Origin of the sequence: Streptomyces sp. NPDC086147 (assembly GCF_040702165.1) — a bacterium.
Lineage (GTDB): Bacteria > Actinomycetota > Actinomycetes > Streptomycetales > Streptomycetaceae > Streptomyces.
Map to the genome: position 1 here is coordinate 721,233 of NZ_JBFBJO010000002.1, position 24,045 is coordinate 745,277.

25 protein-coding genes are annotated in these 24,045 nt (G+C 73.5%); 7 read left to right on the forward strand and 18 right to left on the reverse strand.

The annotated features are described in order from the left end of the window. The first annotated feature begins 22 nt into the window (after positions 1 to 22). Positions 23 to 481: an ATP-binding protein gene (locus AB0398_RS07795; protein WP_366372952.1), complete on the forward strand. Its 459-nt coding sequence runs from the start codon at positions 23 to 25 to the stop codon at positions 479 to 481. On the opposite strand, the gene AB0398_RS07800 is transcribed toward AB0398_RS07795, so the two are convergent. The 9 genes from AB0398_RS07800 to AB0398_RS07840 form a co-directional block, all read right to left on the reverse strand. Further along, positions 466 to 822 (reverse strand): STAS domain-containing protein, encoded by a 357-nt coding sequence (locus AB0398_RS07800; protein ID WP_366372953.1) that lies wholly within the window; start codon positions 820 to 822, stop codon positions 466 to 468. The genes AB0398_RS07795 and AB0398_RS07800 overlap by 16 nt on opposite strands. Beyond that, positions 819 to 1,904, reverse strand: coding sequence for a cobalamin-dependent protein (locus AB0398_RS07805; protein ID WP_366372954.1), 1,086 nt, complete (start codon positions 1,902 to 1,904; stop codon positions 819 to 821). Before AB0398_RS07805 ends, AB0398_RS07800 begins: the two co-directional genes overlap by 4 nt. Further along, complete coding sequence (locus AB0398_RS07810) at positions 1,901 to 3,565, reverse strand: PP2C family protein-serine/threonine phosphatase (RefSeq protein WP_366372955.1); 1,665 nt, start codon at positions 3,563 to 3,565, stop codon at positions 1,901 to 1,903. The genes AB0398_RS07805 and AB0398_RS07810 overlap by 4 nt, the downstream gene beginning before the upstream one ends. A gap of 138 nt (positions 3,566 to 3,703) precedes the next feature. Beyond that, on the reverse strand, positions 3,704 to 5,329 hold the full coding sequence (locus tag AB0398_RS07815; RefSeq protein WP_366372956.1) for a fused response regulator/phosphatase: 1,626 nt from the start codon (positions 5,327 to 5,329) through the stop codon (positions 3,704 to 3,706). Beyond that, a complete protein-coding gene (locus AB0398_RS07820) occupies positions 5,326 to 7,152 on the reverse strand; it encodes an ATP-binding protein (protein WP_366372957.1) in 1,827 nt (608 codons plus the stop codon). Before AB0398_RS07820 ends, AB0398_RS07815 begins: the two co-directional genes overlap by 4 nt. Further along, a complete protein-coding gene (locus AB0398_RS07825; RefSeq protein WP_366372958.1) occupies positions 7,149 to 8,213 on the reverse strand; it encodes an ATP-binding SpoIIE family protein phosphatase in 1,065 nt (354 codons plus the stop codon). Before AB0398_RS07825 ends, AB0398_RS07820 begins: the two co-directional genes overlap by 4 nt. After that, positions 8,201 to 8,623 (reverse strand): anti-sigma regulatory factor, encoded by a 423-nt coding sequence (locus tag AB0398_RS07830; protein WP_366372959.1) that lies wholly within the window; start codon positions 8,621 to 8,623, stop codon positions 8,201 to 8,203. Before AB0398_RS07830 ends, AB0398_RS07825 begins: the two co-directional genes overlap by 13 nt. Continuing rightward, positions 8,620 to 8,997, reverse strand: coding sequence for an STAS domain-containing protein (locus AB0398_RS07835; RefSeq protein ID WP_366372960.1), 378 nt, complete (start codon positions 8,995 to 8,997; stop codon positions 8,620 to 8,622). The genes AB0398_RS07830 and AB0398_RS07835 overlap by 4 nt, the downstream gene beginning before the upstream one ends. Further along, the gene (locus AB0398_RS07840; protein ID WP_366372961.1) at positions 8,994 to 9,839 is read right to left on the reverse strand and encodes an STAS domain-containing protein; all 846 of its coding nucleotides are present in this window, start codon (positions 9,837 to 9,839) and stop codon (positions 8,994 to 8,996) included. The genes AB0398_RS07835 and AB0398_RS07840 overlap by 4 nt, the downstream gene beginning before the upstream one ends. Before the next feature lie 272 nt (positions 9,840 to 10,111). Between AB0398_RS07840 and AB0398_RS07845 the strand changes: the two genes are divergently transcribed. The 5 genes from AB0398_RS07845 to AB0398_RS07865 all read left to right on the forward strand — a co-directional run bounded on the left by AB0398_RS07845 (position 10,112) and on the right by AB0398_RS07865 (position 13,777). Continuing rightward, a complete protein-coding gene (locus AB0398_RS07845; protein WP_366372962.1) occupies positions 10,112 to 11,026 on the forward strand; it encodes an SDR family oxidoreductase in 915 nt (304 codons plus the stop codon). 65 nt (positions 11,027 to 11,091) lie between these two features. Then, the gene (locus tag AB0398_RS07850; RefSeq protein ID WP_366372963.1) at positions 11,092 to 11,538 is read left to right on the forward strand and encodes a hypothetical protein; all 447 of its coding nucleotides are present in this window, start codon (positions 11,092 to 11,094) and stop codon (positions 11,536 to 11,538) included. Positions 11,539 to 11,669: 131 nt separating this feature from the next. Beyond that, positions 11,670 to 12,152 (forward strand): MSMEG_6728 family protein, encoded by a 483-nt coding sequence (locus tag AB0398_RS07855; RefSeq protein ID WP_366372964.1) that lies wholly within the window; start codon positions 11,670 to 11,672, stop codon positions 12,150 to 12,152. A 121-nt stretch (positions 12,153 to 12,273) separates the two neighbouring features. Beyond that, the gene (locus AB0398_RS07860) at positions 12,274 to 13,449 is read left to right on the forward strand and encodes a spore photoproduct lyase family protein (RefSeq protein ID WP_366372965.1); all 1,176 of its coding nucleotides are present in this window, start codon (positions 12,274 to 12,276) and stop codon (positions 13,447 to 13,449) included. Between the two features lie 121 nt (positions 13,450 to 13,570). Next, a complete protein-coding gene (locus AB0398_RS07865) occupies positions 13,571 to 13,777 on the forward strand; it encodes a hypothetical protein (protein ID WP_366372966.1) in 207 nt (68 codons plus the stop codon). Between the two features lie 81 nt (positions 13,778 to 13,858). Here the strand turns inward: AB0398_RS07865 and AB0398_RS07870 are convergent, their stop codons facing one another. The 5 genes from AB0398_RS07870 to AB0398_RS07890 all read right to left on the reverse strand — a co-directional run bounded on the left by AB0398_RS07870 (position 13,859) and on the right by AB0398_RS07890 (position 18,923). Continuing rightward, a complete protein-coding gene (locus AB0398_RS07870; protein WP_366372967.1) occupies positions 13,859 to 14,296 on the reverse strand; it encodes an ATP-binding protein in 438 nt (145 codons plus the stop codon). A gap of 151 nt (positions 14,297 to 14,447) precedes the next feature. Beyond that, positions 14,448 to 16,637, reverse strand: coding sequence for a catalase/peroxidase HPI (katG, locus tag AB0398_RS07875; protein ID WP_366372968.1), 2,190 nt, complete (start codon positions 16,635 to 16,637; stop codon positions 14,448 to 14,450). A 200-nt stretch (positions 16,638 to 16,837) separates the two neighbouring features. Continuing rightward, positions 16,838 to 17,200, reverse strand: coding sequence for a DUF952 domain-containing protein (locus AB0398_RS07880; RefSeq protein ID WP_366372969.1), 363 nt, complete (start codon positions 17,198 to 17,200; stop codon positions 16,838 to 16,840). Between the two features lie 39 nt (positions 17,201 to 17,239). Continuing rightward, a complete protein-coding gene (locus AB0398_RS07885; RefSeq protein ID WP_366372970.1) occupies positions 17,240 to 18,190 on the reverse strand; it encodes a LysR family transcriptional regulator in 951 nt (316 codons plus the stop codon). 37 nt (positions 18,191 to 18,227) lie between these two features. Further along, a complete protein-coding gene (locus tag AB0398_RS07890; RefSeq protein WP_366372971.1) occupies positions 18,228 to 18,923 on the reverse strand; it encodes a type 1 glutamine amidotransferase domain-containing protein in 696 nt (231 codons plus the stop codon). 224 nt (positions 18,924 to 19,147) lie between these two features. Between AB0398_RS07890 and AB0398_RS07895 the strand changes: the two genes are divergently transcribed. Further along, positions 19,148 to 19,447 (forward strand): DUF1876 domain-containing protein, encoded by a 300-nt coding sequence (locus tag AB0398_RS07895; RefSeq protein WP_366372972.1) that lies wholly within the window; start codon positions 19,148 to 19,150, stop codon positions 19,445 to 19,447. A gap of 157 nt (positions 19,448 to 19,604) precedes the next feature. Here the strand turns inward: AB0398_RS07895 and AB0398_RS07900 are convergent, their stop codons facing one another. The 4 genes from AB0398_RS07900 to AB0398_RS07915 all read right to left on the reverse strand — a co-directional run bounded on the left by AB0398_RS07900 (position 19,605) and on the right by AB0398_RS07915 (position 23,981). After that, entirely contained in the window at positions 19,605 to 20,204 is a 600-nt protein-coding gene (locus AB0398_RS07900; RefSeq protein WP_366372973.1) for a CBS domain-containing protein, read from the reverse strand. Positions 20,205 to 20,339: 135 nt separating this feature from the next. Continuing rightward, positions 20,340 to 22,403: a discoidin domain-containing protein gene (locus AB0398_RS07905; protein WP_366372974.1), complete on the reverse strand. Its 2,064-nt coding sequence runs from the start codon at positions 22,401 to 22,403 to the stop codon at positions 20,340 to 20,342. A gap of 121 nt (positions 22,404 to 22,524) precedes the next feature. Beyond that, entirely contained in the window at positions 22,525 to 23,118 is a 594-nt protein-coding gene (locus tag AB0398_RS07910; protein WP_366372975.1) for a TetR/AcrR family transcriptional regulator, read from the reverse strand. A gap of 116 nt (positions 23,119 to 23,234) precedes the next feature. Then, positions 23,235 to 23,981 (reverse strand): ABC transporter ATP-binding protein, encoded by a 747-nt coding sequence (locus AB0398_RS07915; protein WP_366373035.1) that lies wholly within the window; start codon positions 23,979 to 23,981, stop codon positions 23,235 to 23,237. Positions 23,982 to 24,045 lie beyond the last annotated feature (64 nt).

A 24,045-nucleotide genomic window follows, 5' to 3' on the forward strand; every position in this document is an offset into this window, starting at 1 on the left:
CGCGACCCGAGGGAGAGGAGCCATGGCCATCCCGTTCGACGACTCGACCGCACCGGCCCCGGACGGACGGGGAAGGCCGGCGTCCCTGCGGTTCAGCGCCGTCTGGGAGGCGGCGGAGACACCGGTCGCGGACTTCCGGCACGCCGCCCGCGCCCTGCTGGCCCTGGCGGGACATCCCCCCGGGCACCGGGTGAGCCAGGACGCCCAGCTCGTCGTGACCGAACTGGTCACCAACGCCTACCGCCACGCCCCCGGTCCCGGCGGGATCCTCCTCGAACTGTCGCCCGGGGGCTCCCTGCTGAGCATCACCGTCCGCGACGGGTCCCCCCGCCCGCCGGTCCTCCGGGAAGAGGACGCCCGCCGCGCCGGGGGCCACGGCCTCCGGCTGGTCGGCCTGCTGTGCGAGCGACCGGACCACAAGGACGTGGAGACCGGGAAGGAGGTCGTCGCCCGGCTCCGCCTCCGTCAGTCCACCGGCTGACCGGCCGCCGGGCCGGTGAGGTGGTCCAGGACGTTGGTGATCCGGAGCATGCGCTCCAGGAAGTCCGGGCGGTTGTCCAGGTACAGGGTGGCGCCCACGGCACTGGCCCGGCGGTGGACGAGCAGCAGGGCGGACAGGCCGGAGGAGTCGATGTGCGTCAGACCCGCGAAGTCGAGGCGTATGCCCCGCGGCGGCGGCCCGCCTTCGGCCAGCTTCTCGGTGACCGCGTCGACCAGTTCGTCGCAGGTGTCGTAGTCGAGGTCTCCGCTCACGCGCACGCGCAGCGAGCCGGGTTCGCGGACGACACCGAGGGCGAACTCGGTGGAGGTGAAGTCGTTCATGAGGGGGTGCCGGGGTCGGGTGCGGTACGGACGGAGTGCTCGCCCAGGGCCGCCGCGCCCCGCTCGATCACGTGCGTCGCACGGGGGAAGTCGCGCAGCTGGCCGGCCAGGACGTCCAGACCGGCCACGAGGGAACGGGTGGGCACGCGGCGGGCCCGGAGGATGTCGGCGGTCCAGACGAGGAACGCGGTGAACAGCTCGGGGTCGTCCACGTAGAGGGCGGTGGCCAGGAAGTCGACGATGTGCGCGATGTCCTCCGCCGTGCGCTCGCGCTGGAGGTCGCTGTAGGCGCGCATCGGGGGGAACCGGTCCTCCAGGTCGACCAGGGTCTGCTTGACCAGCTGGTGCCGGGAGCGGACGACCATCGTGTACTCCTGGTCGGCCAGGTGCGGCAGGTCGTCCACCGCGTGCCGGCCGGCCGACACCCCGGGCCGGGACACGCCCTCGTCCAGGACCGCGAGCGCGCCGCGCGCGTCGGGGGCCCACCGGTCGGCGCGCAGCGTGCGTGCGTAGCGCCCGTCGGGACCGAAGGCGCGGCCGCCCGCCAGGACCGGGACGCCCACGGCCTGGCAGGCCGTGATGGCGGCGTGGGCGGCCGGCAGGTGGGTCGGGATCGACCCGGACAGCAGGACGGCGTCAGGATCGCTCCGGTGCAGATGGGCCACCAGGTGCGGGGTCGGGGTCTGCGCCCCGAGGTAGTCGACCCGCCAGCCGTGCAGGGAGAGGACCTCGGCGACGAGGCGGGCGGGGAAGGCGTGCCACTCGCCGTCGACGCAGCCGACCGTGACGCGGCCCCGGTGGGGCGCGGCGCGACCGCCGGCGCGGCGGTGCGCCAGGGAGGCGACGATCCGCTCGTTGATGGCGGTGACGGCGTGCTCCTGCGCCACGGTGATGCGGTCGGCGGCCCATTCGACGCCGACCTTCGCCTGGACCGGCGCGAGCACGTCGAGGAGCAGGGTCTCCTCCGGCACGCCCGTGGCGAGCGCCTCGTGCACGACGGAGGCGGCGGCGGGCTCGTCGCCCTCCACCGCTGCCGTCCACAGCCGTTCCACCACCGTGTCCGTCGCGGTGGCCTGTCTCACGTGTTCCTCCCGCCGTACCGGCCGTATCCGTCGCCCGTGGCGAGTGTCGATGCCCTGGGAGCCGTGATCGCCACGACGGCCATGTCGTCGTGCCGGCCTTCGCGGAGCCATTGGGCGGCCAGCATCTGTATCCGCTCCACGACCGCTTCGGCCTGCATGCCCGCGCACTCGGCCAGCGCCCTCTTCAGGCGTTCCGTGCCCAGGAACTCGTCCCCGAGGGGGCCGCCCCGCGCCTCGACGATGCCGTCGGTGTAGAGCAGGCACGTCTCCCCGGGGGCGAGCACGGTCTCCACGGTGCGGGCCTCGACGGTCGGCAGGGCGCCGACCAGGGTGCCGCGGGTGGCGACCTCCTCCACCGTGCCGTCGGCGCGGGCGAGGAGCGGGGGCAGGTGCCCGGCGCCGGTCACCCGCAGGCGCGTCCGGCCGTCCCGGCTGTGCACGGAGACGAGCACGAGCGTGGCGAAGCGGGTGTGGTGCGAGGAGAGCAGCGCGCCGTTGAGCAGGTTCAGGACCCGCTGGTGATCCTCGGCCAGCGGGAGCAGGGCGTGCAGGGTGTTGCGGATCTTGCCGGTCAGGACCGCCGCGTCCAGGCCCTTGCCCGCGACGTCGCCCAGGACGACGAGGGTCTCCCCGGAGGGGTCGGCGCAGGGGTGGACGTCGTAGAAGTCCCCGCCGACCCGTTCGTGGTCCTTCGAGGCGCGGTAGCCGCCGGCGTACTCGACCCCGTGGACGTTCCGCAGCACCGGCGGCAGCAGCTCGTTCATCAGCGTGGCGGTGATGGCGGCCTGTTCGGTGTAGAGGCGGGCGGCGGACAGGGCGGCTCCGGCGCGCGCCGCGAACAGGCGCGCGAAGACCTCCTCGTTCTCGCTGAAGGCCCGTTCGGTGCCGGAACGCAGCAGGATGAGCGCCCCGGCGGGCACCCCGTGGCCGGGGAGCGGGGTGACGATGACGGAACCGACCGGTGAGGTGAAGCCCTCGGGGATCACCCAGTCGGGGAGGTCGGCGGGATCGATCCAGCGCGCCGGCACGGGCGGGAAGCCCTGCAGCGCCTCGGCCAGCCCGGGCACGGCGGAGACGTCGACCTGCCGGACGGACTGCGTGACGGGGCCGCCCCGGTGGGCGAAGGTCAGTGAGTGGCGCCGGCCCTGGGGCGGCGCCACGAGGACGGCGGCCTCGGCCAGGTGCTCCGCGGCCATCGAGGAGGCCACCTCCATACAGCGACGCACGTTCAGCGTGGACAGCAGGGAACCGGAGACCTCGGCGAGGACCTCGGAACGCGTCTGCACATCGGCCAGGGCCGTCTCGGCGAAACGCCGGTCGGTCTCGTCGACCAGCCACCACACCACGTCGCCGTCGTCGCCCGTGGTGGGGTGCGCCTCGACGAGACGGTCGCGGACGCGCCCGGTCAGCGGACCCGTCCTGGCGTCGGACAGGCCGTCGCAGATGCGCCGGTGGGCGTCCGCCAGCCAGGATGGCGCCCGGTCGTGCAGCCAGTCACCGCTCGCGGCGCCGGGCAGCAGGAGCTGCGCGGCCCCGTTGATCCGCACGAGACCGCCGTGCCGGTCCACGACCAGTACGGGATAGGGGGCCTCGATCCACGTGGCGCCGAGCTGGACGCCGGTACCGGGCGGACGGGCGGAGGAACTGCGGGAAGCAGACACAAACGGAGGCACGCGTGACGCGTGCCTCACCACCTTCCTGCTATGGACGACAGTTGTCCTGGGGCAACCGTCTCGTACTCGTCACCGGAATCGCAACCCGTCCGACACATGCACATACAAGCCACACAATGTGTGGGATCACCCACCGCCGGTCAAACGCACCGCCATCAGCGCGATGTCGTCCTCCCCGTTGGGAGGGAACGCCTCCAGGAGGCCGTCGCAGATCCTCTCCACCTCCGCCGGGAGGCCCCCGAGCACGGATTCGAGGCGTTCGAGGGAGAGCCCCAGGTTCTCGTTCCTGCGTTCGACCAGACCGTCGGTGGTCATGACGAGGATGGAGCCGGGCGGCGCCGCCACCTCGGTGCTCACCGGGTGGGGGAGACCTATGCCCAGGAGCGGCCCGTGCTCCTCGACGGACCGGACGCTCCCGTCGGGAGCGCGCAGCAGCGGCGGCAGGTGGCCGGCGTTGGCGATGTGCAGCAGACCGGTGGCCTCGTCGATGAAGACGATGCACAGGGTGAGCGTCAGCCGCGCCCCGACGGCCGTCAGGAGGTGGTCGAGGCGCCGGAGGATGTCGTGGGGCGGATGCCCCTCGATGGCGTAGGCGCGCAGGGCGTGGCGCATCTGCCCCATGAGCATGGCGGCGTCCAGGGAGTGCCCGGCGACGTCCCCGACGGCGAGCAGCAATCCTCCCCGCGTCGGCAGGGCCTCGTAGAAGTCGCCGCCGATCTCCGCGTGGTCGCTGGCCGGCAGGTAGCGCACCGCGAGGTCGGCGAGGTGCGAGTCCGGCAGCGTCTCGGGCAGGAAGCTCCGCTGGAGGGTCAGCGCCAGGTCGTGTTCCTCGGTGTAGCTCCGCAGCGCCTCCAGAGCGAGGGCGCACGCCTGGGCGAGCTGGGCGAGGAGCTGCTCGTCGTCGGGCGTCGCGACCGCCTCCGGGGGGACCGCGAGGCACACCGGCTGCCGGCCGGGCTTGGCGCGCGCCACCGCCGCGGTGAGCCTGCCGGGAGGCACGGGGCCGGGCGGGAGACCGGGCCACTCGTGGGCGTGGACCGTGGCCAGCCGCGTCCCGGTGCGGTCCCCCAGCTCGTGGTACGCGGGCAGGTCGCGGACGTCGAGCCGCACGTCGGCGACCGCCTCCGGTGAGGCCTTCCCGCTCGTGTCGGCGCACATCGCCGAGGCCGGCTCCCCGTGCGGGGAGATGATCGCCGCCACGGCGGGTGCCCCCAGGACGATGGCCGCGCCCCTCGCGGCCGCCCGGGCCACCCCGGCGGCGCTGTCCGCGCTGTAGAGGAGCAGGGTCGCCTCGTTCAGGTGCAGCAGGCGGTCCGCGAGGCGCTCGGCCCGGCGGCGCGCCCGCGCGTAGCGCAGGGTCGCCGTGACGGTGGCGAGGAGCTCGTCCGGGGCGATGGGCTCCGTCAGATAGGCGTCCGCACCCCGGTTGAGCCCCTGGGTGCGGTCGTCGACGGTGATGGCGGACGCCGAGACGTGCAGGACCGGAAGGGCCGCCGTCGCGGGATCCGCCTTGATGCGCTCGCAGACCTCGAAGCCGGTCATGTCGGGCAGCCGCACGTCGACGACGGCCACCTCCGGCAAAACCTCGGCGTCCTTGAGCAGCGCGAGCGCCCCGGTGCCGTCCTCCGCCTCCACGACGGTGTGGCCCGCGCGGGACAGCGTGGTCCGCAGGACGTAGCGGTTGGTCGGGTTGTCGTCGACGATCAGAACGCGCGCGGGCGAGTGGTCGGACGGGGGCTGGCCTGCGATCACGGCGTGGCTTCTCCGGACGTGTGCTGCTCACCGGTCTTCGCCGGAGGAGTGTGGTCGGGCCCGGCCGGGTCGAGGGCCAGGGCCAGGGCGATGCGTTCGGGCGTCAGGTGCGTCTTGCCCAGGACGGCCCGCGCGTGGGTGAGCCGGGAGCGGTCCACGTCACCGGGGTCGGTCGAGGTCAGGACCACGACCGGGATGTGCGCGGTCTCCGGGTCGCGGGCCAGGACCTGGAGGAGCACGTACCCGTCGGGGGCCGGCATCGCCAGGTCGATCAGGACCGCGTCGGGCCGCTCCGCGCGGATGACGTCAACGGCCCGCGAACTGACCGACACCTCCGTCACCTTCCGCGCGACCCGGCCCAGTACCGGCCGCAGCAGCTCGACGAAGGTCGGGTCGTCGTCCACGACGACCAGCGAATCCGTACGGACGCCGTCGGCGCCGGACGGCGCGTCCGGGGAGGCGAGGTCGGGACAGGCCGGGATCTCGACCCGCACCCTGGTCCCGGCGCCCGGCTCGCTGGTCAGCGTGAGGACGCCGCCGAGCAGGCCGGTCAGCCTCCGGGCGTAGGGCAGGCCGAGACCGGTGCCCGGCTGCCCCCGCTGGTGGGTGCCCAGGACCTGGTAGAACTCCTCGAAGACGCGGTCCTGCTGGTCCGCGGCGATCCCGATGCCGGTGTCCGTGGTGGTGAAGACGAACCAGGGGCGGCCCGCCCGGTCCTCGGTCCCGACCGTGAGGCGGACCTCGCCGGCCGTGGTGAACTTCAGGCCGTTGGACAGCAGGTTGCGCAGGACGCGCGTGAGCATGACCTCGTCGGTGACGAGCTCCGGCACGTCCTCGACGTCGGGGATGTCGAGGCGCACCCCGTCGCGGGCCATGCCGCGCAGCGTTCCGCGCAACTGGTGCAGCAGGGTCCGCAGGTCGGTGCGGACCAGATGGGGTTCGAGCCGTCCCGACTCGGCCTTGGCCACGTCCAGGAGCTCTTCGACCAGGGCGAGGAGCGTGCTGCCGGAGCCGGCGATGAGGGACATCTGCTGGCGCTGCTCCTCGGTCAGCGGGTCGGCGCCGGGCGCGAGCAGGAGACGGGCGAGCGCGATGACCGAGTTGACCGGGGCCCGCAGCTCGTGGCTCACGTTGGCCCAGAAACGGGTCTTGGCCTCGCTCGCCAGACGCAGCTGCCGGGTCTTGTCCTCCAGCTCGGCGTAGAGGGCCACCACACCCGTGTTGGTCTCCTCCAGCTCCGCGGACAGCTCGCTGTAGAGGGCGACCACCCCCTGGTTGGTCTCCTCCAGCTCGGCGTTCAGCCGCTGCAGCTCCTCCTGCTGGGCCCTCGACTCCTCCAGCGCCTGGAGGAGCTGGCGGTTCTGGATCCGCAGCTCCTCGCCCATGCTGAGGTCGCCCGAGTCGCGGAGCGCCGCGCGGGCGTGCTCCGCCCGCTGTCCCGGGGGCCCCTGGGAGGCGGGCAGCCGCTGACCCACCGTCAACGCGTGGTCCCCGGCCGACGCCTCGTACCGGCAGTGGTCCAGGAGCCGCTCGGCGGCGTCGAGCGCGTCACGGCCGGGCACGCGGGGCCCGCTCCAGGTGAAGCGGGCCCGGAAGAGCTCGGGTTCCCCGAGGGGGCTCTCCACACACAGGTCCACGTGGAGCCCCGGAGTTCCCAGGAGATCACGTCCCACCTCGCTCAGCACCGTCACCACTCGCACCAGTTCGTGGCCCTCCAGACCCAGGGCCCGGCACACCAACTGTCCCCGCCTGCGCAGTTCAAACCCGTCCCGTTCGACGGCCAGCGGAAGGACGCAGAGACTGTCGACGTGCCCCTGCCTCATCTACGGGCCGCCCGGGCGACGACGATGCCGGCGTCGTCGCGGCGCACCCCGGCCTGTCCGAGGAGCTGGGCCGCGACGAGGGCCGGCTGCCGGGCGAACAGACCGGGGAAGTCGGCCGGCGACCAGCGGTCGCTCAGACCGTCGGAGTGCATGACGAGGACCGCGCCGGGCTCCAGGGCGGTCCGGAAGGGCCGGAGGGCGGGCAGCTGGTGGCCCACGATCCCGGGAAGGGACAGGAGGGTGACGCGCTTCTCGGCGCCGACGAGGAAGGCGCTGATGTTGCCGACCCCGCAGTGCTCGACGATCCCCCGGGAGAAGTCGGCCCGGGCGACCGTGACCGCCGCGCCCCGGCTGCCCCGCAGCTCCGTGTGGAGGGCCCGCACGACGTCCTGGGGGCTCCCGTGGGTCCCGGCCCGGAAGGCGGCCCGCGCGCGCTCGCCGGCGAGCGCCGCCATCGGACCGTGCCCCAGCCCGTCGCACATCATCACCGTGACCGCCCGCGCGCCGTCGGGGCCGTGCTCGGTGCGCGCCGCCCAGGTGTCCCCGCAGACCTCCTCACCGCTGATCGGGCGGGTCAGACCGGCGACCTCGGGCTCGTCCGCGCCGGGCAGCGGGCCGGGGTCGTCGCCCGCCCAGAACCGCGCGAGCAGGGCCGTACCGCGACCGGGCAGGGAGTGGACGTCGAAGACGCCGGCGAACCGCGCGATCGCCCCCATCCCCACGCCCAGGGTGCCGCTTCCGGACACGCCGTCCACGAGCGCGCTGCCCACGTCGGCCATGCCCGGACCGCTGTCCAGGGAGAGGAGTTCGAGGGCGGCCCGGCCCCGGAGGGTGGTCACCCGCAGGGCCAGGGCGCCGTCCCGGGCGTGCTTCTGCAGATTGGTGGCCGCCTCGGTCACGGCGAGCTCGATCTCGGCCACGCGGACCGGATCCATGCCGAGGCGCCGCGCCAACCGTGCCGCCTCACGCCGGGCCGCCGCGGCGACGGCCACGTCGAGGCGCAGCCACACGACGTCCTCGGCCTCGATCTCGTAACCGGCCACCGGGTTCACCGCGCCCACTTCAGCACCGTCACCGTGGTTCCGGCGCCCGGCGCCGTGTCCAGCTCGAACTCGTCGACCAGGCGCCGGGCGCCGCTGAGCCCCAGGCCCATGCCGCTGCCCGACGTCCAGCCGTCGGTCAGGGCCTGCTCGATGTCCGGGATGCCGGGACCGGTGTCCGAGAAGCTCACCCACACGCCGACGCGCGCCACGTCACGGACGATGACCGCGCGTGCCGTGCCGCCCCCGCCGTAGATGAGGGTGTTGCGGCCCAGCTCACTGGCGGCCGTGACCAGCTTGGTCTGGTTGACCAGGGACAGGCCGGCCTGCTGGGCGAGGACGCGCACCGCCTGGCGGGCCTTGACGACGTCGCCGCTGGACCGGATGTCCACTTCCTCGCGGGAGGCCTCGTCGGCCGGATACTCCTTCACCGGCGTGCCGGAGGAGTGTCCTGCGCCCGGCGCAGATAGCCCAGTCCGAGTTCGAGGTTGAGCGCCGTGCGGACGCCGCCCAGCGAGAGCCCCAGCTCCACCAGGGTCATGGCGACGGCCGGGCGCATGCCGACGACGACCGTCTCCGCGCCGAGGACGCGGGAGATGGAGGCCGTGGTGGCCAGCATGCGTCCGACGAACGAGTCGACGATCTCCAGGGCCGAGATGTCGATGACCACGCCACGGGCGCCGGTCGCGACGATCTGCTGGGAGAGGTCGTCCTGGAGGTCGAGCACCATCTGGTCCTCCAGGTCCACCTGGATCGAGACCAGCAGGATGTCGCCGATCTTCAGGACCGGTACGCGGTCGCTCACAGCAGACCCGCCGGACGGGCCGCGGCGGCCTTGTCGATCTCCACGAGGGCGTGGCGCAGGGCGTCGGCCAGGGTCGCCTTCGTCGGGATGTCGCCGAACTCGATGCCCAGGGCCACGATGGTCTGCGCGATCTGGGGCCGGATGCCGGAGATGGTGCACTCCGCGCCCATCATCCGCGCCGCGACGACGGTCTTGAGGAGGTGCTGCGCGACCTGGGTGTCGACGGCCGGCACACCGGTGATGTCGATGATCGCGTGCGTCGAGTTGGAGTCCACGAGGGCCTGGAGCAGCTTCTCCATGACCACCTGCGTCCGCGCGGAGTCGAGCGTGCCGACGAGCGGCACGCCCACCACGCCGTCCCACAGCTTCACCACGGGGGTGGACAGCTCCAGGAGCTGCTGGGACTGCGTGGAGATGATCTCCTCGCGGGCCCGGGAGTACTCCTCCACCGTGAAGAGACCGAGGTCGTCGAGGAGGCGGGAGAACTGGAGGTAGGCGCGCACGTCCTCGACGGACCCGCCGAGGAAGGGCTCCAGGACCTCCTTGAGCGCGAAGACGCTCACGGCGGTCTCGGTCGGGGTGAACCCCTGCCGGGCCCGGGTGCGCGACAGCTCGACCAGAAGGCTGCGCACGACGGCGAACCCGTCGCCGCGACCGGCCAGCCCGCTCTGCGAGACGGCCTCGGTGATCGCGTCGTACAGCTCGCCGAGCTCCCGGCCGAGCTCCGCGCCGCTCACGCGCCCGCGCAACGAGACTCCGACGGTCTGCTCCCACTGCGCCACCAGCTCGGACTGCCGCGTGGTCAGCAGCTCCAGCAACCGCTTCGAGTCCTCGTTGTCCATGAGTCTTCCCCTCACCCTGTCCTGCCGTCCGAAAATCCGTCCCGACGATACGTCACCGGTCAGGGGCGCCGATCACACACCTCCCGACCTCCACACCCCTGGCGACGCATGCCCCCGATCCCCGTTCTCACACCTGCGTGGAGAAAATCGGAACGGTGCGGCAATCGGCGCAGTCGGAGGGCGGCCCGCGGGGCCCGGTGGTGCCATGGAGGGCGAGCCCGCGACCGGCGGGGAGGAGAACCGGGAAGGCCCGGCCCACCGCTTGGAGGAACATGTCGCACGACAACCCCCTGCGGGGACGGACGGCGGTCGTGACGGGCGCGGCGCGCGGCCTGGGAGCCGGCCTCGCCAGGGACCTGGCGGCCCGGGGCATGCGGATCGCCCTGCTCGGCCGGGAGCGTGAGACCCTGGAACGGGTGGCGCGGGAGCTGCCCGCGGGCAGCCGGTGCTACGAGGTCGACGTGACGGACGACGACCTCATGGAGCGGACGGCCCGCCGGGTGACGCGCGACCTGGGGGAGCCCTCCGTCGTGATCGCCAACGCGGGCGTCGCCGAGGGCGGCCCGTTCACCGCGTCCGACCCGAGCACGTGGAACCGTGTCGTCGAGGTCAACCTCATGGGCAGCGCCACCACGGCCAGGGTGTTCCTGCCCGGCCTGCTCGCCTCGCGGGGGTACTTCCTCCAGGTGGCCTCGACCGCCGCCTTCGGATCGGCCCCCATGATGAGCGCCTACTGCGCCTCGAAGGCGGGGGCCGAGTCGTTCGCCCAGTCGCTGCGCGCGGAGTGCGCCCACCGGGGCGTCGCGGTCGGCATCGCGTACCTGCACTGGACGGACACCGACATGGTGCGGGACGTGGACGCCCACGACGTCCTGCGGGAGCTCCGCGCCCACATGCCGCGCCCCGCGCGCAAGGTGTACCCCGTGGAGAAGGTGGCGTCGTGGCTGGCCGAGGCGGTCCGCCGCCGCTCCGCCACCGTCTACGCGCCCCCCTGGCTGCGCCTCGTGCAGCCCGTCCGCCCCCTCCTGCCCGCGCTCGTGGCGTGGTCCTCGGCCAGGACCCTGCCCCGCCTGGAGGAGAAGGGCGCCCTGCGCCCCACGGGCCTGCTGGGGCCCGGCGGCCTCGCGGCCGTGGAGGGCCCGGACCGCAGGGCCGCTGATCCGCCTCCCCGCCGCCCGGCGGGTTGACCCGGCCGGACCACATGCGGTCCGGCCGGGTGTGCCCCTCCCGGACCGGGGGCAGGGGGTGGGGCATGGACAACGATGGTGATCAGCGGGACCGCCGCGTGCGGCCCGAGAACGTCGACGACCTCACGGTGGAGGCGCTGGGCTCGCTCTCCAAGGCCCTGGAGACCACCGAGCGGGCCCGTGGCCACCTGTACTCCTTCCACCAGCTGACCGGTACCGCCGACCTGGAGCTCGACAGGGCGGTGGCGCTGCTGAGGAAGGCCGGCCACGGCAAGTGGGCCGACCTCGTCGAGCGGGAGGTCCTCGGCCGCAACGTCCTCCCGGGCCGCTGGACGTACCAGGTCGTCGAGGACTACGACCGGACGTACTACGAGCCGTTCAAGACGCTCGAACGCGACGCCGTCTCCGACCTCGCCGAGGGCCGCGACCACCTCCACGAGGCCGAGATGAAGGAGCGACGCCGCACGCACGGCCACCGCGACCACACCGCCACTCCCGAGGAGACGGGCTAGGGCTCCGCCCGGCCCGGGCGCACCGGCCCCTCCCGGGGGATCCCGTCCGCCGGGCCCCTCCTGCGTCCCTCCCGAACGCCACGGAGGCCGTCGGAGAACAGGTGGGGCCGGAGAACGGGTAGGGCTGTTCCGTGCAGACCTTTCTCCCGTACGCCGGATTCGCCGACTCGGCCGCCGTGCTCGACCCGAAGCGGCTGGGCAAGCAGCGCGTCGAGGCCCTCCAGGTCCTCCGGGGGCTCACCGTCCCGGGATACGGCTGGCGCCGGCACCCCGCGGTGCGGATGTGGGCCGGTTACGAAGAGGCCCTGGTGCGCTACGGCCTCGACGTCTGCGGCGTCTGGACGGCCGGGGGCCGCTCCGACACCTGCGCCGCCACCCTGACGCGCGACTACCTCGCCGTGGCCCCGGAGGGAGGGGTGAGGGAACAGGACGAGCTCGCGGCGGCCGGCGAGCTGCCGCCCTGGCTCGGCGACCCCGCGTTCCACCGCAGCCACCGGTCCGCGCTGCTGCGCAAGGCCCCGGAGATCTACCGCGACCTCTTCCCGGGGGTGCCCGACGACCTCCCGTACGTCTGGCCGCCGTCCGACCGGGACGGCGGACCCGCCCCTTCCTGAGCCGCCGCGTGCGGTCCTCCGGCGGACCGGCTCCCTACACTGGAGGACGCCGCGGCACAGGCCCGGCCGCCGACAGAGCCCGCCCCGGCGGCGCGCGTCGGCCCAGCACGGCGGAGTGGACATGCGACGGCGTTCCGAAGGACCGGGGGACGGGGCCGAGGGCCTCTTCGACCTGGGCGAGCTCGTGACCGCTCCCGCCGGGGAGACGGACGACCGCCCGTTCCGCGACGGGGCGCGGGCGCGCCGGCTGCTCGACGTGGCGGAGATCCACGCCGAGCGCGCCGCCGCGGACTCCCTGCGGGGGCGGCAGATCATCGCGCGCTTCCCCGGGGCCCGGATCGTGGAGACGGAGTCCCACTGGCGCGTCCCGCACCTGCACGGCAACGCCGGAAACGTGGAGCGCTGGGTGAGGATCAAGCGCGACACCCTGGTCCTCGGGGAGCGGAAGTCCTTCGGCGTCCGGCCCAACGGCCGCTCCGCAGACTGGATCGCCCCCGGCCTCTCCAACGGCTGCGCCATGGCCTGCGCGTACTGCTACGTCCCGCGCCGCAAGGGCTTCGCCAACCCCGTCACCGTCTTCACCAACGTGGACCGCGTCCTGGCCGCCCTGGGCCGGCACGTCGCCGCCGCCGGACCGAAGCGGGAGCCCACCCAGTGCGACGACCTGGCCTGGGTCTACGACATCGGGGAGAACGGCGACTGCTCGGTCGACGACCTGATCAGCGACAACACCGCCGACCTGGTCCGGGCCTTCCGCCGGTGGCCCACCGCCAAGGCGTCCTTCGCCACCAAGTTCGTCAACCCGGACCTGCTGCGGCTCGATCCTCGGGGCCGCACGCGGATCCGCTTCTCCGTGATGCCGCCGGACGACTCCAGGCTCCTCGACGTCCGGACGAGCCCGGTCCCGGACCGTCTCGCCGCGGCGGCCGACTTCCTGGACGCCGGGTACGAGGTCCACTTCAACCTCTCCCCGGTGGTGGTCCGGCCGGGCTGGGAACAGGCGTGGGACGAACTGCTCCGCGCCATGGACGACGTGCTCCCCCGGAGGGTGAAGGACCAGGCCGCGGCGGAGGTCATCATGCTGACGCACAACGAGGACCTCCACGAGGTCAACCTCGGCTGGCACCCCCGCGCCGAGGAGGTCCTGTGGCGCCCGGACCTCCAGCAGCCCAAACGCTCCGAGAACGGCGCCCGGAACGTGCGCTACCGCACCGGGGCCAAGGCGGCCGCCGTCGCGTCGCTGCGCCGGCTGATCGACGCGCGCGCCCCGTGGCTGCGGGTGCGGTACGCCTTCTGACCGCCGCGGGCGCCCGTGCCGCCGGCCGGTTCCCCCGTACGGACAGTCCCCTGTCCGTACGGGGAGTTTCGGGGCACACGTACGGGAACGGCCGATGGGCGGCCGGACAGGAGGAGCAGCCATGGCAGAGGCATCCCGACCCGTTCCGGCGGCAGACGAGGCCCGGGCGGCCCTGGAGGACGTGTCCGATCCCGCCGCGAGGGCGGTGGTCCTGGCCCTGCTGGCGGTCCGCGACGAGCTGAGGACCGTGTCCGAGCGGGAGACCCGGGTGGACGCGCGGCTGAAGCAGATGAACCAGTACCTCGGGGCCCTCGCCAACAAGCCCTGACGGGGGAGACGGCCGGGCGGGCCGCCCCGTGGGGGACGGCCCGCCCGAGCACCCGCCGGCCACCGGCCGGCCGCCCGTCGGCTATCGCCCGGCGTCGTCGGGGGTCGGGTCTTCGTCCGCCTGGGGGAGGGTGGGGCGGAAGCACGCCGTGACCGTCTTGCCGTGCCGCTGGCAGCGCATGCTCCACTCGTCGGCGAGGGCCCGCACGATGCTCACGCCCCGCCCCGAGACCGCGCCCTCGGCCGCCTCGCGGGGGCGGGGCAGCGCCGGGTCCTCGTCGTGGACGCTGATGTGGAGGCAGTCGCCGTCCCAGGTGAGTACGAGCTGCGCGTCGCTGTGCGCGTGGATGTGGGCGTTGGTGAGCAGCTCGGAGACGGCCAGGACCACGGAGTCCACCGTCTCGGGCTCCGCCGCCGTCCACGGCAGCGAGTCGAGGTGCTCCCGCGTCCACTGCCGGCCGGCCCGCACACCTCCGGACACGGGAAACGAGTGCGCCCACCCCATCGCCTTGACCGTCACGCTCTTCACTCCTTCGAGGGCCGCCCGCATCGTCCGTACGGGACCCGGATACCCGGCAATCGCCCCGGCAGACACGGCGGACCCCGCGGCCCGTCCCGGTCGGCCGGAGAACGGCCGGCCGGGACGGGCGGTACGGGACGGGCCGACGGGCTCAGGCGAGGTCGAACCGGTCGAGGTTCATCACCTTGTCCCACGCGGCCACGAAGTCGCGCACGAACTTCTCGCCCGCGTCCTCGGAGGCGTAGACCTCCGCGAGGGCGCGGAGCTGGGAGTGCGCGCCGAAGACGAGGTCGACGGGGGTGGCGGTCCACTTGAGTTCGCCCGTCGCGCGGTCGCGGCCCTCGAAGACGTTCTCCTCCGCGGCCGACGTCTTCCACTCCGTGCCCATGTCGAGCAGGTTGACGAAGAAGTCGGTGGTCAGCGCCTCGGGCCGGTGGGTGAACCGGCCGTGGCGGGAGCCCGCGAAACCGGTGTCCAGGACCCGCATGCCGCCGACGAGCACCGTCATCTCGGGGGCGGTCAGCGTCAGCAGGTTGGCGCGGTCGAGGAGGTGGGTCTCGGGAGACAGCTTCTCGCCGCCCCGGAGGTAGTTGCGGAACCCGTCCGCCGCAGGTTCGAGCACGGCGAACGTCTCCACGTCCGTCTGCTCCTGCGAGGCGTCCGTGCGGCCCGGCGCGAACGGGACCGTGACGTCGTGTCCGGCGTTCCGGGCGGCCTGCTCGACGGCCGCGCAGCCGCCCAGGACGATCAGGTCGGCGAGCGAGATCCGCCTCCCGCCGCTCTGCGCGCCGTTGAAGTCCTCCCGGATCCGCTCCAGGGCCTCCACGGTCCCGGCCACCTCGGGCAGGGCGTTGACCTCCCAGTCCTTCTGCGGCGCGAGCCGGATCCGGGCCCCGTTGGCCCCGCCGCGCCTGTCGGTGCCGCGGAAGCTCGCCGCCGCCGCCCACGCGGTGGTGACCAGCTGGGGCAGGGAGAGGCCCGAGTCGAGGACCCGGCGCTTGAGGGCGGCGACGTCCTCGTCCGAGACCAACTCGTGGTCGACCGCGGGGACGGGGTCCTGCCACAGCTGCGGCTCGGGGATCCAGGGACCCAGGTAGCGGGAGAGGGGGCCCATGTCACGGTGCAGCAGCTTGTACCAGGCCTTGGCGAACGCCTCCGCCAGCACGTCCGGGTTCTCGTGGAAGCGCTTCGTGATCGGCCCGTAGACCGGGTCCACCTTCAGCGCGATGTCCGTCGTCAGCATCATCGGGGCGTGCTTGCGCGACGGGTCGTGGGCGTCGGGCACGGTGTCCTTCGCCGACGGGTCCGTGGGCGTCCACTGCTTCGCACCGGCCGGGCTCGTCGTCAGCTCCCACTCGTACCCGTACAGGTTGTCCAGGTAGCCGTTGTCCCACTTCGTCGGCCGGGAGGTCCACGCGCCCTCCAGACCGCTGGTGAGCGCGTCGGCGCCCTTGCCGGTGCCGTACGTGTTCCGCCAGCCGAGGGCCTGCTGCTCGAAGGGGGCGGCCTCGGGCTCCGGGCCGATGTACGAGGGGTCGACCGCGCCGTGGCACTTGCCGAACGTGTGGCCGCCGACGATCAGCGCCGCCGTCTCCTCGTCGTTCATCGCCATGCGGCCGAACGTCTCCCGGATGTCCCGGGCGGCGGCCAGCGGGTCGGGATCTCCGTTGGGCCCTTCGGGATTGACGTAGATCAGGCCCATCTGCACGGCGCCGAAAGGACCGGTGAGTTCCCGGTCGCCGCTGTAGCGCTCGTCCCCGAGCCAGGTGTCCTCGGGACCCCAGAAGATCTCCTCCGGCTCCCAGATGTCCTCCCGTCCGAAAGCGAATCCGAACGTCTCGAACCCCATCGACTCCATGGCGCAGTTGCCGGCGAAGACGAGGAGGTCGGCCCAGGAGATCTTCCGGCCGTACTTCTGCTTGACCGGCCAGAGCAGCCGGCGGGCCTTGTCGAGGCTCGCGTTGTCCGGCCAGCTGTTGAGGGGCGCGAAGCGCTGGGCACCGGAACCGCCGCCGCCCCGGCCGTCGGCGATGCGGTACGTCCCGGCGGCGTGCCAGCTCATCCGGATGAAGAGCGGTCCGTAGTGGCCGTAGTCGGCGGGCCACCAGTCCTGAGAGGCCGTCATCACCTCGAAGACGTCCCGCTTCAGCGCGTCGAGGTCCAGGGTGGCGAACTCCGCCGCGTAGTCGAATTCCCCGCCCATCGGATCGGACAGGGGCGAGTGCTGGTGGAGTACCTGGAGGTCCAGTTGGTTGGGCCACCAGTCCCGGTTCGTCCGGGGCCGGGTGGGGGCCGGGGTGGGGGCGGGGATCGCCGGGTTCTCGCTTTCGCTGCCGGACACGTCCGTCCTTCTTCCTGTGTCGGTGTTCTTGCGTCGAGCACTGCGACCCGCGCTCGTCACGCGCCGTGGCGCCCGCCGGCCGGGATCGCCCGACCGGACCCACGGCGTGGGGAGCTCGTGTCGGCGTCCGTATGCTCGCGCACCGCGGGCCGCGCGGCGGAGAGAACACGCAGGGCGTCCGCAGCGTCATTCCCACGGCTTCATTCCCGCGGTGTCATTCCCGTGGCCCGGCCCTCCCCGTCCCAGGTGATCTCCAGGATCCGTTCGACGGCCTCGCGGTCGAGCGGTCCGAACACGTGCGGGAAGAGGGTCCCGTCGGGGATTCCCGGGGGCGGCGCGGGATCGGCCGCCTCCCGTTCCGTCCTGGCGGACAGCCGGTCCTCGTCGAGGACGAGCGCCAGGAGGGGCCTGGGGGAGGAGCGGTAGAAGGCGTTGACGACGGCGAGGGCGGTCGTCTCGTCGGGCGCGCAGTGGACGAACCCCTCCTCGGCCAGGGACGCGGGCGCGTACGGCCGCTCCGGACGGGCGGACCAATCGGCGAGGGGGACGACGTGATAGATCATGCTCCGGTTATACCGGTCTCCGTCCGGGGTGCCCCGGGCTCACCACGAACGCCCCGCCCCGATCAGCAGGTCACGCACGCGCGTGACGTCGGGACTGCCGCTCCGGCCCGGCCGTCGCACGAGATAACCGGTGTTGATGGGCGGGTCCTCCGGCTCGTGGAGGAGGACGAGCGCCCCGGAGGCCAGTTCGGAGGCGCAGAGGTAGCGCGGCAGCACGCTGAAACCGGCCCCGGCGGCCACCGCCGCGAGGACGCCCCGCAGATCGGGAACGGTGACGTCGGCCGGGCGGGACAGCCGCGCGCCGAAGACGTGACGCCAGTAGCGGCGGGCGATGGGCAGGTCCTCCGCGTAGGCGACGAGGGGCACCGCGCGCAGGGCCGCCGGGCCCTCCGCGGCCGGCCGCTCCTTCACCCGCCCGGCCCACGCGGGCGCGGCGACGAGGACGAACTCCTCGTCCATCAGCGGGACGGAGACCAGGGACCGCCCGCGCGGCCGGAAGGTGGCGACGACCAGGTCGTGACGGCCCGCGCGCAGCTCGTCGAGGAGCCGTTCGGTCAGGCCCGGCGTGATCCGCAGCCGTACGCCGTCGTCCACCAGCGGGGCCAGGGCGGGCAGGACGCGGACGCAGAGCAGCTCGGCGGGGCCCGCCAGATGGACGGGCGCGGCCCGTTCGTGGGGCGCGGCCCCGTGACCGGTCGCGGCGACGAGCGCGTCGAGCGGGGCCGCGATCCGGGCCGCGAGGTCGTCCGCGACGGCGGTCGGGGCGACGCCGCGCGGCAGCCGCTCGAAGAGCTCGCGGCCCGTCTGCCGCTCCAGGGAACGGATCCGGTCGGTCACCGTGGGCTGCGAGAGGCCCAGGAGCCCGGCGGCGGCGGTGAACGAGCCGGAGCGGTACACCGCCAGGAACGTGCGCAGCAGGTTCAGGTCCGTCACGGGCGGCCCGTCGGCCCGTGCCGTACCGCCGCCGCCCTCGGGGCCCTCATGCCTCATGGAGGAAGGATGTCCGCGTCTCCGTACAGGCTCGCGGTCAGGCGAGGCGTGCGACGACCTCGGCCGCGAGCGGGGCGGACGAGGCGGGGTTCTGGCCGGTCACCAGGTTCCGGTCCACGACGACCTTCGGCGCCCACGGCTCACCCGTCCGCACCTTCACGCCGGCGTCGGTCAGACGGGTCTCCAGGAGCCACTCGGCCTTGTCGGCGAGTCCGCCCTGGGCCTCCTCGGCGTTGGTGAAGGCGGCGGCCTCGTACCCGGCGAAGGCGTTCGTGCCGTCGGGGCGGGTGGCGGCGAGGAGCGCGGCGGGCCCGTGGCAGACGACGGCGACGAGCTTGCCGGAGTCGAGGGCGTCGACGAGGAGCCGGCCGGAGACGGGATCGACGGCGAGGTCCTCCATGGGGCCGTGGCCGCCGGGGTAGAAGACGGCGTCGTACGCGTCGAGGTCCACGTCGTCCAGGGCGATCGGGTGCTTGATCCCGTCGATCGAGGCGAGCGCGGCGGCGACCCGGTCGGCGCCCTCCTGCCCGCCGTTGTACTCGGGGGCCAGGCTGCCCCGGTCGAGAGTGGGCACGACGCCGCCGGGGGTGGCGACGACGACTTCGTGACCGGCCTCCCGGAACGCCTCGTAGGGCGCCACGACCTCCTCCGCCCAGAAGCCGGTGGGGTGCCGGGTGCCGTCGGCGAGGGTCCAGTGGTCGGCGCCGGTCATCACGAAGAGGATCTTGGACACGGGAGTCTCCGGGGGAGTGCGGGGAAGTCTGGGGACGTCTCCGACCGTAGACCGGAGCCCGAAGGGCCACCAATGGAGAAACCCATGGGTGCCATAGGAACCCCGATGGCTCGTCGGGCCCGGAGCCGTCCCCGCGCGCCGGAGCCTCCACCGGTGGGATCCTGGAGGCATCGGAAGGGGCCGTGCGCCGTTTCCGCGCGGCCGACGGCGCGAGGAGGCAGACCATGACCCGCACCCTGGAGTGGACGGTCGGTCTGGAACTGGTCGAGGACGGCGGTACGACCCGGGCCGAGGCCCGGCTGAGCACCGGGACCTCGACGCTCACGGGCCACGGCGCGGCCCACTGCAACCCGACGGACACGGACGTGCCGGCGATCGGCGACGAGCTCGCCGCGAGCCGGGCGATGAAGGACCTGGCGGGCAAGCTGATGCGGGAGGCCAACCGCGAGATGGAGGCGGTGGGAGCCGGCACCGTACCGCAGCACATCGGGCCCGGGTACGGCTGGCCGGAGGCGGTGACCTGACGGGGGAGACTTCTGACGGGGGAGGCCCCTGACGGAGGCGGTGACCCGACGGGGACGGTCAACCGATGGAGGGGGCACCCGACGGAGACCGGGGCCGACCGCCCGGCGCCGGGGCCCGGGGCCACGAAGATCCCGAGGGACCGGCCCCCGGCCCGGTTCAGGCCCCGCCGCCCTCCTCGTACGTCAGTCTGTCCACGACCTCCACGACCCCGTCCACCGTCTCGCACAGCCGGACCAGGATCGGGCCGATGCCCGGCCGCTCCAGCGCGCCGCTCAGCGTCACCCGGCCCTCGTCGACGTCGATGTGCACGGCGGACGGGGAGAGGCGCAGGATCCGGACGACCACGTCCTCGCGGATCTCCTCCTGGATGGAGCGGTCCCTGCGCAGGAAGAGCTGGAGCAGGTCGCTCCGGCTCAGCACCCCGATCAGCCGTCCCTCCGCGTCCACGACCGGCAGCCGCTTCACCCGGTGCCGCTCCATCCGCCGGGCCGCCTCGACCGCCGTCCACGACGGCCGAGCCGTGACGACCGGGCTGGTCATCATGGCCTCGGCCGTGCTCGGCCCGTCCTTCGCCGTGTGCCGCCGCAGCAGGTCCGCCTCGGAGACGACGCCCACCGGCCGGTTCTCGTCGTCGACCACCGGGACCGCGGTGATGCCGTACTCGTCGAGGAGCCGCGCGATCTCCTTGAACGGCGTCCCGCGCTGCACCGCGACCGCGGTGGGCGTCATCAGGTCCGCGACACTGCGGTGCCTCATCGTCCGTTCCGTCCCTTCTGCGTTCCGGATTCCATGATCCCGCACCGGAGGCGCTCTCGGAACGAGGGGGTGGAAGGACGGAGGGCCTGCCGGACCGTCCTCCGGTCCGGCAGGCCCCACCCGTACTGGGGGCCCTCAGGCCCGGTGGACCGACACCTCGTGGAGCGAGTACCCCCACTTCGTCGCCCGCCGTTCGCCGTGGACCCGTACGTAACGGGCCGACTGCGACGGGAACTCCGCCGTGTCGTACCCGCCGTCCCCGGTGGTCGTGGACCACACCGTCCGCCAGTCCGTGCCGTTGTCCGACAGCTCGATCCGGTACCGGCTCGCGTACGCGCGCTCCCAGTCGAGGACGACCTTCCCGACCGGGCGGGCCGCCCCGAGGTCCACCCTCAGCCACTGGCCGTCCGACCAGTCACTGGCCCAGCGGGTGCCCGTGTCGCCGTCGAACGCCCGGCCCGGCGCGTAGCTCGTGAACGGGTTCCACTCCGAGGAGCTGGCCGACGCGGGCGCGCCCGCCGCCAGGTTCACCCCCGGCTCGTGGTCCTCGGTCGCCTTCCACGTGGTCAGGTACGACTCCGCGCCCGAGGCCAGCTCGTTCACGACGCCCGGGCCGCCGGAGGTGAGCCGGATCTGCTCGATCCAGTCGGGGACCATGCCGTGGTGCGCGGCGCCGTCGGTGGTGAGGTCCCAGGTGCGCTGCCCGGTGACCTGGCGGTCGAGCACCGATCCGCCGTCGAAGCTGCGGAAGGGGTACGTCACGGCGTTCGGCGCGCCGGTGCCGACCGGGCCCGGCCAGCCGCCGACGCCGTTCATGTCGGTGCCGTAGCCGAGGCCGACCCCGTACTTCGCGCGGAGCGCCGCCTTCTGCCCCGCCTCCCCGATGAACCCCTCCGCGCCGTGCATGTACTGGGCGACGAAACCGCCCAGGCGGTAGAGCCGTTCGGTCCAGTCCAGGTCCATCCAGCTGTGGCTGGACAGGACGCCCGGGTACTCCTCGGACTCCAGGACGTCCAGCGCCCGGCCCGCGGCCTTGACGCTCATGTGGTCCAGCTCCAGCATCATCCCGCGGTCGATCATGCCCCGCAGGGCGTGCTCGCCGAGCCGGGTCAGGCCGCGGGTGTTGCACTTGGCGTCGGAGGCGTACGAGGGGACGCTCACGCCCGGCGGCAGCTTCGACGCCATCACCGGGGCCGCCGCGAGGCCGATCGGGTTGTCGTGCTGCGGGCCCGCGCACTTCTCCGTGGTCCAGAAGGTGCCGGTCGACAGGAACTGGCCGATGTTGACCGCCGTGCCGGTGGCCCCCTCGTCGAAGCGGACGCCGCACAGGGCGTTGTCGAACTTGTGGCACAGGAACATGCTGCGCACCCCGAGGCCGTACAGCTCGTCCAGGCCGCGGTCGATGTCGGCCTTGTCGCACTGGGCGACGTCGAGGATCTGCTTGCAGCCGAACGGCTCCGAGGTCTCCACGCCCAGGACGACCGCGAGCTTGCCCTGCTCGACCACCGAGCGGGCCTGCGCCGCGTCGGTGACGATCCGGAACCAGCCCTTGCCCGGGCCGCCGTACATCCGGTCGACGTGGTCCTGGAGCTCGTACGTCTTGCGGGCCTGGAGCCGGATCGAGTCCATCTCGTCGCAGCCCCGGTCGCGGGGCAGGATCGAGCAGATCAGGCCGTTGGTCACCAGGTCGTTGACGAGGACGCGCTGTCCGCCGCGCCAGGCGCGTTCGACCCAGGCGTAGTAGTTCTGCTGGTGGGTCAGGGAGTTGTGGGCGGGCCAGTCCTTGAACGTGGGCCAGCCGACCGGGTCGTGGTGGCCGTCGGCGCCGCCCGTGATGTTCTCGAACAGCGCGCCGGAGCCGTCGGGGTAGTGCTCGGGGCAGTCCTTGAGCGCGTCGGCCGCGCCGGCCTCGGAGAACGTGCGGCCGCAGATGAGCCGGCCCCCGAAGCCCTCGTCGGACATGAGGTGGTTGTGCGCGTCGACGAACCCGCGCACCTTCCCCCGGGCGTCCGTTCCGGTGAACGGCGTGCCCGTGACGTTGATCTGCGAGTCGGCGGCGGGACGGGAGACGGGTTCCCACCACGAGCCGCCCGCGGCGGCGGGGACCGGGGCGGAGCCGAAGAGGACGGCGGCCAGGGCGAGGACGAGCGCCAGGAGGGCGGGTCCGCCGCCCCTCCCGCGCGAGAGGGGTCGAGTCATGGGCAGCGAGCCTCCGGTCGGTGGGGGAGTACCGGGCGTGCCGAGGATCGCGGTGCCGGAGGTCCGAGTCAAGAGTCCGGGACGAATGACCTACTCACGGATGAGGAAGCCCGCCTTCCCCTCAACCCTCCATCAGGGATACGAGTTGATCGGCCATCAGATCGAGATGACCGTCCGCGGTGTCCTTGTCGCCGAGGACGAGGAACTGGAGGGTGAGGCCGTCGATCGCCGCCGCCAGGTACCGCGCGACCACCTCCACCGGCACCTTCGGCGCGATCCCCCGCGCCGCCCCCACCCGCTCGACCAGATCGGCCGCCGACGCCACGTACTGCTCGTACTGGGCCCGCGCCAGGTGCTCGAAGCCGGGCTCGCGCAGCGCGTACTGGGTCAGGTCGTACGTCAGCATGTGTTCGCCGGGATGGGCGGTGACGTGGTCCCAGTACGTCCGGAGCGCGCCCCGGACGGTCTCGCGCAGGGTGGCCCCCGGCTCCACCGCCGACATCACGCGTGCCACGTAGTTGTCGGTGATCGTCTCGATCGCGGCTTCGAGGAGCGCCTGCTTGGACTCGAAGCAGTAGTGGAAGACGCTCAGCGACACCCCCGCCTCGGCGCAGATCGACCGGGTGGTGGTCCGGGCGACCCCGTCCCTGGTCATCGCCCTGATCGCCGCCTCGACGAGCTGCCCGCGTCGTGCGGCCGAAGACATCCGCGCCATGGTTCCTCCTCGCGTCCGGCGCCAGGGTAACCGCAGCCCCCGGCGCCGTGATCGCTCCGGCCCGTCCCTCGGGCCCGTCCTCCGGGCCCCCGGGCCCCGTTGCTCGGGCCGGTTGCTCAGGCCGCCGAACTCCGCGTCGCCGCCGCGAGTTCCGCCCGCAGGGCGGCGAAGCCGGGGTCGCCGCGCAGGGCGGCCACGTCCGTGTCCGGATCGCGCGGGAGGGGGACGGGGACCTCGGCGACCACCCGGCCGGGTCCCGCCGCCATCACCAGGACCCGGGAGCCGAGCAGTACCGCCTCCTCCGCCGAGTGGGTGACGAACAGGACGGTCGCGCCGGTGGTCGACGCCAGGGCGCGCACCTCCTCCTGGAGGCGTTCGCGGGTCAGCGCGTCCAGGGCCGCGAACGGCTCGTCCATCAGCAGGACCTGCGGCTCCGCCGCGAGCGCCCGCGCGATCGCGACGCGCTGCTGCTGCCCGCCCGACAGCTCCCAGGTACGCCGTCCGGCCATGCCGGAAAGCCCCACCAGGGACAGCAGCTCCTCGATCCGCCCGGCCCGCGCAGACCGCTCCACCCCGTGCCGGGCCAGGGCGAAGGCGAGGTTGCCCCCGACCGTGCGCCAGGGGAAGAGCCGGGGCTGCTGGAAGACCACGCCGACCTTCCGGCGCACCTCCACGCTTCCGGCGGCGGGGCGCTCGAAGCCCGCCACGAGCCGCAGCAGCGTCGTCTTCCCGCAGCCCGACGGGCCGACCAGGACCACGAACTCGCCGGGCGCCACGGCCAGGGACACGTCGGAGACCGCGACGACGGGGGCCTTGGCCGTGCCGTAGCGGACCTCGACGCCGGACAGCTCGATGTCGGGCAGCCCGGTGTCGGGCAGCTCTGTGCCGGACGGCTTGATGTCGGACGGCTCGACGTCGGCGGTGCCC